The sequence below is a fragment of the Pseudomonas sp. GW821-FHT11G12 genome (assembly GCF_058808055.1).
Genome location: NZ_JBXARH010000009.1, coordinates 47,221 through 58,224 on the forward strand (window position 1 = coordinate 47,221; position 11,004 = coordinate 58,224).

Annotated in this window: 9 protein-coding genes; 2 read left to right on the plus strand and 7 right to left on the minus strand. The window is 62.0% G+C overall.

Annotated features, from left to right (window positions below):
- Window positions 1-42: 42 nt before the first annotated feature.
- The 5 genes from AC1RR7_RS23390 to rimO form a co-directional block, all read right to left on the minus strand.
- Entirely contained in the window at window positions 43-813 is a 771-nt protein-coding gene (locus AC1RR7_RS23390) for an SDR family oxidoreductase (protein WP_102621518.1), read from the minus strand.
- 127 nt (window positions 814-940) lie between these two features.
- Window positions 941-1,408 carry a YehS family protein gene (locus AC1RR7_RS23395; RefSeq protein ID WP_096819561.1) on the minus strand — a complete coding sequence of 156 codons (468 nt, stop codon included), beginning with the start codon at window positions 1,406-1,408 and terminating at the stop codon, window positions 941-943.
- Between the two features lie 73 nt (window positions 1,409-1,481).
- Entirely contained in the window at window positions 1,482-2,192 is a 711-nt protein-coding gene (locus AC1RR7_RS23400) for an rRNA pseudouridine synthase (protein WP_102621517.1), read from the minus strand.
- 82 nt (window positions 2,193-2,274) lie between these two features.
- Window positions 2,275-2,748, minus strand: a complete 474-nt coding sequence (locus AC1RR7_RS23405; protein ID WP_096819559.1) for a GNAT family N-acetyltransferase — start codon at window positions 2,746-2,748, stop codon at window positions 2,275-2,277.
- Between the two features lie 112 nt (window positions 2,749-2,860).
- Window positions 2,861-4,198 carry a 30S ribosomal protein S12 methylthiotransferase RimO gene (rimO, locus tag AC1RR7_RS23410; RefSeq protein WP_096819558.1) on the minus strand — a complete coding sequence of 446 codons (1,338 nt, stop codon included), beginning with the start codon at window positions 4,196-4,198 and terminating at the stop codon, window positions 2,861-2,863.
- Window positions 4,199-4,547: 349 nt separating this feature from the next.
- On the opposite strand from rimO, the gene AC1RR7_RS23415 reads away from it, so the two are divergent.
- On the plus strand, window positions 4,548-6,389 hold the full coding sequence (locus tag AC1RR7_RS23415) for a potassium transporter Kup (RefSeq protein WP_371858323.1): 1,842 nt from the start codon (window positions 4,548-4,550) through the stop codon (window positions 6,387-6,389).
- A 150-nt stretch (window positions 6,390-6,539) separates the two neighbouring features.
- Window positions 6,540-6,698 carry a hypothetical protein gene (locus tag AC1RR7_RS23420; protein ID WP_173862942.1) on the plus strand — a complete coding sequence of 53 codons (159 nt, stop codon included), beginning with the start codon at window positions 6,540-6,542 and terminating at the stop codon, window positions 6,696-6,698.
- Between the two features lie 87 nt (window positions 6,699-6,785).
- Here AC1RR7_RS23420 and AC1RR7_RS23425 read toward each other — a convergent pair whose 3' ends face one another.
- Window positions 6,786-8,078: a virulence factor family protein gene (locus AC1RR7_RS23425; RefSeq protein ID WP_096819556.1), complete on the minus strand. Its 1,293-nt coding sequence runs from the start codon at window positions 8,076-8,078 to the stop codon at window positions 6,786-6,788.
- Window positions 8,078-10,717: a bifunctional lysylphosphatidylglycerol flippase/synthetase MprF gene (gene mprF / locus AC1RR7_RS23430; RefSeq protein WP_273539387.1), complete on the minus strand. Its 2,640-nt coding sequence runs from the start codon at window positions 10,715-10,717 to the stop codon at window positions 8,078-8,080. The genes AC1RR7_RS23425 and mprF overlap by 1 nt, the downstream gene beginning before the upstream one ends.
- Between the last annotated feature and the right edge of the window lie 287 nt (window positions 10,718-11,004).

Genomic DNA, 11,004 nt, shown 5'->3' on the forward strand with positions numbered 1-11,004 from the left:
GAGCAGGGCGGGCATGATAACCCGTCCGGGCGCGTCGCCGGTCTACAGACTGAACCCGCCATCCAGCGGAATGATATTCCCGGTCATGTAGGCCCCGGCAGTGCTCGCCAGGCTGATCGCCAGCGCCGCCATTTCTTCTTCGCGGCCCCAGCGTTTCATCGGAATCAGCGCAGTGTCCTCGGCCAGTGCCTGCTGGTCACTGCCGATGTGCTGGGTCATCTTGCTCGGGAAGCGCCCCGGCGCGATGACGTTGACGTTGATGTGCTGGCTCACCAGTTCACGAGCGAGAATCCGCGACAGTTGATGCAGGGCCGCTTTGCTCGGCCCGTAGGCGTAGGCCTGTTCGCCGAAGGAAGAGATTCCCGCCACTGAGCCGATGTTGATGATCCGCGCGGGATTCGCTGCCGAGCCAGCCTTGCGCAGCAAAGGCAGGAATTGCTGGATGCAACTGAACACCGAGGTCACGTTGAGCTGCATGACCTTTTCCCAGCCCTTGACCGGGTAGCTCTCCAGCGGCGCGCCCCAGGTGGTGCCGGCGTTGTTCACCAGAATGTCCAGATGGGTAATCTGTTCGCCCAATCGAGCTGCCAGTTCTTTTACGCCTTCTTCGGTCGCCAGATTCGCTGCCACCCCCTGGCAGGAGCCCAATGCACCGAGTTCTTCAGCGGTTTGATGACAGGCTTCAGCGTCTCGGGAGCAGACGTACACACGGGCACCAGCCTCGACAAACGCCTTGGCGATCATTTTGCCGATACCACGGGTGCCGCCGGTCACCAGGGCGGTGCGGCCTTGCAGGGAAAAATACGGGTGCATGGCGAATCCTGAGGGCTAGGGTTCAGTACACCCTAGTCGCCGGCCGCGAAAAGCGGAGCCACTATTTTTGCAGGGAATGGAGGGGCATGCATGAAAACGGCGACCGAAGTCGCCGTTCTGAAAGGGATCAGCCGCGAACGCGCAGCGTCAGACCCTTGAGGAAATTGCGCAGCAACTGGTCGCCGCACGGACGGTAGTTGGTGTGGCCGACCTTGCGGAACAACGCACTCAGTTCAGGCTTGGAAACCGGGAACTCGGCAGCCTTGAGAATCGCGTGCATGTCGTCTTCTTTCAGTTCGAAGGCCACGCGCAGCTTTTTCAGGATGATGTTGTTGGTCACTGGCACTTCGATTGGCTGCGGCGGACGGCTTTCGTCCTTGCCGCGCTTGAACACCACCAGGCCGTCGAGGAAGTGAGCGATGACTTCGTCCGGGCAGCGCACGAAACCTTCTTCGTCTTCTTCTTTCTTGTCGAGCCAGGTCACCACGTCGGCGAGGGTCACGTCCAGGCCGCCGAGTTTGATGATCTCGACGACTTTCTTGTCGCTGATGTCGAGCATGTAGCGCACGCTGCGCAATACGTCGTTATGAACCATGTTTGCAGTCCTGATCTTTCGCTGTGGGCACCGCGCAGGCGCGATGCCGGAATGTGTGGCGGCAACAGAGGCCTTAGAACTTCTCTTTGCCGGACAGGTAGCGCCATTGGCCGGCCGGCACCTTGCCGATCGATACGCCGCCGATGCGGATGCGGCGGATGCCGACGACCTTCAGCCCGACCGCTTCGCAGAATTGGGCGATGATGCCCGGCTGCGGGTTCTTCATGGCGAAGCGCAGGCGGTTTTCGTTCTGCCAGCTGGCCTTGACCGGCGGCAGCTCCTTGCCCTTGTGGGTGAGGCCGTGCTGCAGGCGATTGAGGCCGTGGGCGACCATGTCGCCTTCGACTTCGACCACGTATTCCTGCTCGATCTTGGCCGCGTCGGCGGTGAGCTTGCGCAGCACCTTCCAGTCCTGGGTGAACACCAGCAGGCCACTGGCCTTGGGTTGCAGGTCGGCGCTGGCGGTCAGGCGCAGGAAGTGCCCGCGCAGCGGACGCTTGCCGTAGCGGTGTTCTTCGCTGAGGGTTTCGGCGTTCAGCGACTGCATGGCGGTGTCGATGTCCACGCCCGCCGGGACGTTGAGCAGGATGGTCACCGGCTCCGGCGCGGTGGCCTTGGCGTCCTTGTCGAGCTCGACTTTCTGGTCGCCGACCTTGAACTGCGGCTCGTCGATGACTTCGCCGTCCACGGTGACCCAGCCGCCCTCGATGAACAGCTCGGCCTCCCGGCGGGAGCAACCGACCAGTTCGATGAGGCGTTTGGAGAGGCGAATCGGGTCAGTCATGACAGGGCCGTAACAAAAAAGGGGTGGGCATTGTACCTGCCTGGCGCCGGTTAATCGCGATTGCATTTGTACCGTGTGGCTTTTAGCCGCGTACGGCGCGCTGTTCCGGCTGTTTCAGACGCATGTGCAGCAACGGATAAGGCTGGCCCATGCCGTCGACCTCCGACCGGCCGATCACCTCGAACCCCTGCTTGAAGTAAAAACCCAGAGCCTGCGGGTTCTGTTCGTTGACGTCCAGTTCATCGGCGTTCAGGTGCTGCATCGCATAATTGAGCAGCTTTTTGCCCAGGCCTTGGCCGCGATGTTCGGGATCGATGAACAGCATTTCGATCTTGCCCGCCGCCACGCCGGCAAAACCGGTGATGCGCTGGTGACTGTCCTTGGTGCAGATCAGCATCACCGCATCGAGGTAGCGGGTCAGCACCAGATTGCGCAGCAGCTCGATATAGCTGTCCGGCAGAAAATCATGGGTCGCGCGGACCGAGGCCTCCCAGACCCGGGTCAGTTCCTGATAGTCGCTGAGTTTCGGCGTGTGGATGACCGAATGGTGACGCATGCCCGTTAGCCTCTTTGTCATGAATGAGGGGAGTCCTTCCCCCCACAAACGATAGCCGTAAAAAAGCCCCGCATCTCGTAAAAGAGAGCGGGGCTTTTCGTATTTTTCGCGTTTAGATCTGTTCGGCCCAGAGGTCGTATTCGTCGGCGTCGGTCACCTTGCACCAGACCTTGTCGCCCGGCTTGAGGTTGCTGCCGTTGTCGATGAACACGTTGCCGTCGATTTCCGGGGCATCGAAGAAGCAGCGGCCGACCGCGCCTTGCTCGTCGACTTCGTCCACCAGCACTTCGATTTCACGGCCGATGCGCATTTGCAGACGGGCCGAGCTGATTTCCTGCTGGTGCGCCATGAAGCGTTCCCAGCGATCCTGCTTGACGTCGTCCGGAACGATATCGAGGTTCAGGTCATTGGCCGGCGCGCCTTCGACCGGCGAGTACTGGAAGCAGCCGACGCGGTCGAGCTGGGCTTCGGTCAGCCAGTCCAGCAGGTACTGGAAGTCTTCTTCGGTTTCGCCGGGGAAGCCGACGATGAAAGTCGAACGGATGATCAGGTCCGGGCAGATTTCGCGCCAGTTCTTGATCCGTGCCAGGGTCTTGTCTTCGAACGCCGGGCGTTTCATCGACTTCAGGACTTTCGGGCTGGCGTGCTGGAACGGGATGTCCAGGTACGGCAGGATCTTGCCGGCGGCCATCAGCGGGATCAGCTCGTCGACGTGCGGGTACGGGTAAACGTAGTGAAGACGGACCCAGACGCCGAGGGTGCTCAGCGCTTCGCACAGTTCGGTCATGCGGGTTTTCACCGGCGCGCCGTTCCAGAAACCGGTGCGGTACTTGACGTCAACGCCGTAGGCGCTGGTGTCCTGGGAGATCACCAGCAGCTCTTTGACGCCGGATTTGACCAGACGCTGGGCTTCGTCGAGCACGTCGCCGACCGGACGGCTGACCAGTTTGCCGCGCATCGACGGGATGATGCAGAAGCTGCAGCTGTGGTTGCAGCCTTCGGAAATCTTCAGGTACGCGTAGTGGCGCGGGGTCAGCTTGATGCCTTGCGGCGGCACCAGGTCGATCAGCGGGTTGTGATCCTGACGTGGCGGCACGACTTCGTGCACGGCGTTGACCACTTGCTCGTACTGCTGCGGACCGGTGACGGCCAGCACGCTCGGGTGCACGTCACGGATGTTGCCTTCTTCCACGCCCATGCAGCCGGTCACGATGACCTTGCCGTTTTCCTTGATCGCTTCGCCGATGACTTCCAGCGATTCGGCCTTGGCCGAGTCGATGAAGCCACAGGTGTTGACCACGACCACGTCGGCGTCCTGATAGGTGGACACCACGTCATAGCCTTCCATGCGCAGCTGGGTCAGGATGCGCTCGGAGTCGACCAGTGCTTTCGGGCAACCCAGAGATACGAAGCCAACCTTTGGATTGGCCGGCGCAGGAGTGGTGGACATGTCTAACCTCGGTGTTTTGTGACATCGATTGCCTGATTCGGGAATCGACGGACGGGCGCTTGAACTGCGCCTCTGATCAAAAAGTGCGCAATTCTAGCGATGAGCAGCGCACTTGACCAGCTTTATGCAGGGAAATGCGACGAGTGCTGCGCTATGCTTCGCGCCAAGACGCTTTACCAATTTTTTACAGTCAACAAAACGACTGTAACAACAGGTAAAACAGCGCATGCTGCATCAAAAAGCATAGTGCTTCGTTCAAAGAAGCCGGTCTGGAAATCAGGAGTGTTGGATGGGTCAGGCAAGTAGTCACGCGGCAGGCGCCGAGGGTTCGGCCACCAAGCCGCTGAGTATGCTGGTCGCGGCGGTCGGGGTAGTTTACGGCGACATCGGCACGAGCCCGTTGTACACCCTCAAAGAAGTGTTTTCCGGCGGTTACGGCGTACCCGTCAACCACGATGGGGTGCTGGGCATTCTGTCGCTGATCTTCTGGTCGCTGATCTGGGTCGTATCGATCAAGTACATGATGTTCGTCCTGCGCGCCGACAACCAGGGCGAAGGCGGGATCATGGCCCTGACCGCGCTGGCGCGGCGAGCAGCGGGGGAGCGCAGGAAATTGCGTTCGCTGCTGGTGGTCTGCGGCTTGATCGGTGCGGCGCTGTTCTACGGCGACAGCATGATCACCCCGGCGATCTCCGTACTGTCGGCCATCGAAGGCCTGGGCTTGGCGTTTGACGGGATCGACCATTGGGTCGTGCCGTTGTCGCTGGTGGTGCTGGTGGGTCTGTTCCTGATCCAGCGTCACGGTACGGCGCGGATCGGCATCCTCTTCGGGCCGATAATGGTCACCTGGTTCCTGGTGCTCGGCGCCCTCGGCGTGTACGGCATCAGCCATTCCCCGGAAGTACTGAAGGCACTGAACCCGATCTGGGCCGTGCGTTTCTTCATGGTGCATGCCGGCATGGGCGTGGCGATCCTCGGCGCCGTGGTGCTGGCGCTGACCGGTGCCGAAGCGCTGTACGCCGACATGGGCCACTTCGGCCGCAAGCCGATTGCCCGGGCGTGGTTCCTGCTGGTGCTGCCGGCGCTGGTGCTCAACTACTTCGGTCAGGGCGCCTTGCTGCTGGACAACCCGGAAGCGGCGCGCAACCCGTTCTACCTGCTGGCGCCGAGCTGGGCGCTGATTCCGCTGGTCGGTCTGTCGACCCTGGCCACGGTGATCGCCTCGCAAGCGGTGATCTCCGGCGCGTTCTCCCTGACCCGTCAGGCGATCCAGCTCGGTTACATCCCGCGCATGTACATCCAGCACACCTCCAGCGATGAGCAGGGCCAGATCTACATCGGTGCCGTGAACTGGTCGCTGATGGTCGGCGTGGTCTTGCTGGTGATCGGTTTCGAATCCTCCGGCGCCCTGGCCTCGGCCTACGGTGTGGCGGTGACCGGGACCATGCTGATGACCACGATTCTGGTGTCGGCGGTCATGCTGCTGCTGTGGAAATGGCCGCCGGTGCTGGCCGTGCCGGTGCTGATCGGCTTCTTGCTGGTGGACGGTCTGTACTTCGCCGCCAACGTGCCGAAGATCGTGCAGGGCGGTGCGTTCCCGGTGATCGCCGGTATCGCGCTGTTCGTGCTGATGACCACCTGGAAGCGCGGCAAGCAACTGCTGGTCGAGCGTCTGGACGAAGGCGCATTGCCGCTGCCGATCTTCATCAGCAGCATCCGCGTCCAGCCGCCACACCGTGTGCAGGGCACCGCCGTGTTCCTGACTGCGCGCTCCGACGCTGTCCCGCATGCACTGTTGCACAACCTGCTGCACAACCAGGTCTTGCACGAGCAAGTGGTGCTGCTGACCGTGGTCTACGAAGACATCCCGCGTGTACCGCCATCTCGACGCTTCGAGGTCGAGGCGCACGGCGAAGGCTTCTTCCGGGTGATCCTGCACTTTGGCTTCACCGATGAGCCGGACGTGCCGCAGGCGCTGAAACTCTGCCATCTGGATGACCTGGACTTCAGCCCGATGCGCACCACCTACTTCCTCAGCCGCGAAACGGTGATTGCCTCGAAACTCGAAGGCATGGCCCGTTGGCGTGAAGCGCTGTTTGCGTTCATGTTGAAGAATGCCAACGGGAACCTGCGGTTCTTCAATCTGCCACTGAACCGGGTGATTGAGTTGGGGACGCAGGTGGAGATGTAGGTTCCGTCTGAACTGAAAAGCCCCCGTCGGTCTTGTGGCTGGCGGGGGCTTTTTTGTATCCGTGTCCAAACGTGTTCCAGGCGCCCATCCTCTCTGGTAGCTGGTAGGCTGCTTGTCACGGAGTCATTACGGTGCGCGAGGACGATTTGTATGACGGAGTTACCGGAGCAAGAAAGGCTGGATGAACTCGAGAGTCTTCGGGCTCAAGCGGCAGTCGAGGCACGATTGAGCAATTTCGATCCGGCTCAAGCGATCAGCCATGATGACATGCGGGCGAGGTTCGGCCAGGAAGCGCTGACAGCTAACTGAGTTCCGCGCTATTACCGTGGAGCCCTCGGAATGAAAAAGCCCCCGCAACCCTAAGGTTGCGGGGGCTTTTCGTTGGTGCGCTTCAGATCACTCTGCCGGCTGATCCTTGGCCTGACGCTTCTCGATCAAGTCCACCAGGCGCTTGGCCAGCGCCGGGTAGTTCTCGTCGAAGTGGTGGCCGCCAGGCAGCTTCACTGCTTCGCCCACTGCAGTCTTGTCGGTGCAGCCGCTTTCGTCGGTTTCTTCCTCGCCGTAGATGCACACGACCTTGGCCGGTGGCAGCTTGGCCATCTCAGGTCCGGTGGCAGCTTCTTTGCCGGCGTTGCCGAGCCAGCCTTCGACTTCGATTTCGAAGCTGCCGGTGCGGGCGAAGGCCAGCAGGATGATTGCGTCGATGCGCTGCTGCTCGGTGTCCGGCAGGCGGTTGTAGATGGCCGGCAGGACGTCGGCACCGAACGAGTAACCGGTCAGGATGAAGCGTTTGGTGCCCCATTTCTGGCGGTAGTGCTGCATCAGTTCGGTCAGGTCGAGCGCACTCTGTTCCGGGCTCTTGTGCTGCCAGTAGTAGCGCAGGGTGTCGATGCCGACGACCGGGTAGCCGATCTTGGCCATTTCACCGGCCACGTCGCGGTCGAGGTCACGCCAGCCGCCGTCACCGGACAGGAACAGGGTCACGGTGTCCTTGGCCTGGCCGGCCGGGACTTCCACAACCGGGATTTGCAGACCGCCAGCGGCTTTGTCGCCACCGACGAGGATCTTGCGCAGTTCGTTGTTCAGCACTTGCGGCAGGTTGATGTCGTAGTCGCTGATGCTGGTTTCGGCGTTCGGTTGATCGCGTACGAAACCGGCGCTGGTGTCGTCCGGGTTGTCGTTCCAGGCCACCAGCCAGTGGCCGTGGGCGGCGGATTTCGGCAGCAGGTGGGTGCAGCCGCCTTTTTCCAGTGCCAGGTCGACCGACACGGCCTGGGCCTTGTCGTCTTTCTGTTCGGACAGCCAGCGCCAAGCCAGCACCGCGCCAGGGCCGATGCCGCTGACCAGGGTCGCCGGGCCGTTCAGTTCACGCAGACCGCTTTGCAGTGCGCGGCTTTGCAGCAGGCAGTCCTTGGGCAGAATCACCTGGACGATCTGCGCCGAGGCGCTGCGGCTCAGGGTGGTCAGCTGATTGTCGGAGAGTTTCTTGTCGTCCTCGACCGCCACCAGCACCTGGGCCTTGGGCTTGGTGCCGGGGATGACCCGGGTCATGACGGTGCCGTCAGCCGGCGTGAGCTGTTCGAGGGTCGGTTCCGGTGCCGGGCGTTTGAGGTACCAGTAACCGCCGCCGGCAATCACGGCCAGCACGATCAGTGCGGCCAGGATGTACTTCAGGGAGCGTTGAATCATCAGCGTTTCACCAATCCAGTCAAGCCGCCCGCGATCAGGGCAGCAGTATCGGCCAGTGCCACCAGCGGATCGAGTCCGGCGGGCACCGCCATATAACGGGGTTCCCAGTCAGGCTGGAACTTGTCTTTGAAGCGGCGCAAGCCTTGGAAGTTGTACAGCTGCTCACCACGGCGGAAAACCATCGAGCCCAGACGCTGGGTCAGCGGTGCACCACGCCGGGGTTGCAACCCCGACAACGGCACCATGCCCAGGCTGAAGCGCGCGTATCCGTGACTCTTATAGTGTTGAATCAGGCCGACCATCAGAAACTCCATGGTCAGCTTGGGGGCGTCCGGGTGCGAGCGCATCAGGTCGAGACTGGCCAGGTCATGGCTGTAAGTCTCGAGCAGGTTGGCGAACGCCACCGGACGGCCTTCGAAGCGAATCACCGCGATGCGGAAATGCTTCAGGTAATCGTCGCTGAAACGGCCGAGGGAGAAGCCTTTCTCGCGCACGTTCTTGCCGGTCAGCCAGGCATCGGAAATCACCTTGAGCTCATCCATCGGCGCCTGGCCCGGCTCAAAGATCTCCAGCGACAGACCGTCGCGGGTGCCGCGGTTCCAGGTGTAACGCAGGTCCTTCATCTCCTTGCCCTTGGCTTCCAGGTCAAAGCGATGCAGGTCGACCCGGGCTTCTTCGCCGAGCTTGATCGCGGTCAGGCCGATGTCCATGTAGTACGGCAGGTTCTCGGCGCGCACCTGATAGAACACGGGACGGGCGTGGTGGATGTCGCACAGGTCACGGAACTGCCAGATCATTTCCGCCCGCTGCTGGCCAGGACCGATCGGGTCGTACAGCGCCACCAGGCTGCGGCCTCGACGCGCGTACATCAGGAAGGCTTCGTCGTTGGGGTGGAACAGCATCGCCTTGTCACCGGTCAGGGCCAGGCCGCCATCCGGTTGCGAGGAGGCCATCAGGATCTTCGTGGCGCGCTCCAGTTCATCGGACGTCGGCAGATGAATCACCGGACGTGCGGTGCGCAGCAACCAGGTCAGGGCGATCACCAGCAACAGCACCGCGGCGCCGAGCAACGAACGCAGACCGCGCGGGGCGTCGGCGTCGAGGGTGAACTGCCACCACAATTGATGGCTGTACGGCACGTCCTGATAGGCGAACAGCAACAGCCAGGTCGATGCGCCGAGTACACACAGGCTCGCCACCAGATACAGCGGCGAGAACGGCACTTCGGTCAGACGGCTCGGCCGATAGAAAGAACGACGGAACACACCCAGCAGCGCTGCCGTGAGGGTCATCAACGTGGCTTCTTCCCAGTCGAAACCCTTGAGCAGCGAGAGCAGGGCGCCCACCAGCAGCAGAATGGTAGTCAGCATCCATGCCGCCGACAGTCGGCGGCGCAAGCCCTGGGCGAGCATCAGGCACAGCACGCCGATCAGGCTGGCGCCGAAGTGCGAGGCATCGACCAGGCGATGAGGGATCAGGTAGGCGATGTGTTCCAGGCGGGTGTCGATTTCAGGCGTCGCGCCGGAAAACAGCAGCACCACGCCGGACAGGAACACCAGCACCGCGAGGATTGGTGCCGCGAGGCCGGAGGCGGCGCGCATGGTTTGCGTCTGGAACAGGCGCTGACCTTCGTTGATCAGCAACAGTACGCAGGCCACCAACAATGGCAGCACCACGTAGATCATGCGATACAGCAGCAGGGCGGCGGCCAGTGGCGCTGCGCCGAGTTTGTCGGCGAACGCGGCCAGCAGAATCGCCTCGAAAACCCCGACCCCGCCCGGTACATGGCTGAGGACGCCGGCAGCCAGGGCCAGCAGGTACACCAGCAGGAACGCGCCGAATGGCGGAGCTTCCGGCAGCAGCAGATAAAGCACGGTGGCGGCAGCGGCCACGTCGAGAGCGGTGATGACCAGTTGCAGGAACGTCAGGCGTCGACCCGGCAGGCGCAGGGTGCGGCGCCCGACCTTGACCAGCAGGTTGTCACGGTAAGGCTGCTCCGGCAGGCGCCGACGGTAGATGCCGATGGCCAGAATCGCGCCGAGCAACAGCACGGCAGAGGCAATCGTGGCCAGCAGACCCTCGGACAGGCCCAGGGCCTGGGAGGCGGCCGGCAGGTCACTCAGGGTCGCCAGCGCTGCCAGCGGCGGCAGGGCACAGCCCAGCGACAGGCTGGCGAACAGGGTCATGTGCGCCACTTCCGAAGCGCCCAGGCCAAGTCGTGCATATAAACGGTAGCGCACCGAGCCGCCGGACAGCATCGACAAGCCGATGGCGTTGCCGATCGCGAAAGCAGTGAAGCCTCCGAGCGCGAGCGTGCGTGGCGGGATGGTTACGCCGGCATAGCGGCTGGCCGACCATTCGTAGCCCAGCAGAATGATGAAGCCGACAACGGTCGCGCCGAAAGCGCCAAGCAGGGCGGGCTTCGGCACATCGAGAATCGAGTCGTGCAAGGCATAGAGGTCGAGTTCGCTGAGCAGATGGCGGCAGGCAATCAGCGCGATAGCGAACAACAGCAAAGTGACCGCCAGACCAATCGGTTGCCGGTATTTGCTGATTCGATCCAGCAAGCGCATGCGCTCAGGCTTGATCGGTGGATTCACGGTGAGGGTGTCTTGTGGATCAGACGAGTTGGCGCGCATCAATCACCTCTTGGATTGTGCGCGACAGGATGGGGGTATCCAGCCAAGTTACCAATCCCTGTAGAAAAAAATAATCACAAAATACTACGCCTCTCGTCGGGTATCGGCGAGGGCAGGTCTCGGATTGCAGACGTCTTGCCCGCGACTCAAGCATAGTCGCAACTCGGCGGGTCTGAAGATCCTGAGCGGTTCACTGCACAGTGACAGATCATTGTTGCGAAAGGACTTTTTCCACAGATACAAAAAAGGCCACTCTTTCGAGCAGCCTTTTTTGATGTTTGGTTGCG

Coding starts and splice junctions, on each gene's coding strand:
- AC1RR7_RS23415 (WP_371858323.1), top strand. CDS start 4,548: ATGCTGGTCGCGGCGGTCGGGGTAGTTTACGGCGACATCGGCACGAGC.
- AC1RR7_RS23425 (WP_096819556.1), bottom strand. CDS start 8,078: ATGATTCAACGCTCCCTGAAGTACATCCTGGCCGCACTGATCGTGCTG.
- AC1RR7_RS23405 (WP_096819559.1), bottom strand. CDS start 2,748: ATGCGTCACCATTCGGTCATCCACACGCCGAAACTCAGCGACTATCAG.
- AC1RR7_RS23395 (WP_096819561.1), bottom strand. CDS start 1,408: ATGGTTCATAACGACGTATTGCGCAGCGTGCGCTACATGCTCGACATC.
- AC1RR7_RS23420 (WP_173862942.1), top strand. CDS start 6,540: ATGACGGAGTTACCGGAGCAAGAAAGGCTGGATGAACTCGAGAGTCTT.
- AC1RR7_RS23390 (WP_102621518.1), bottom strand. CDS start 813: ATGCACCCGTATTTTTCCCTGCAAGGCCGCACCGCCCTGGTGACCGGC.
- rimO (WP_096819558.1), bottom strand. CDS start 4,198: ATGTCCACCACTCCTGCGCCGGCCAATCCAAAGGTTGGCTTCGTATCT.
- mprF (WP_273539387.1), bottom strand. CDS start 10,717: ATGCGCGCCAACTCGTCTGATCCACAAGACACCCTCACCGTGAATCCA.
- AC1RR7_RS23400 (WP_102621517.1), bottom strand. CDS start 2,192: ATGACTGACCCGATTCGCCTCTCCAAACGCCTCATCGAACTGGTCGGT.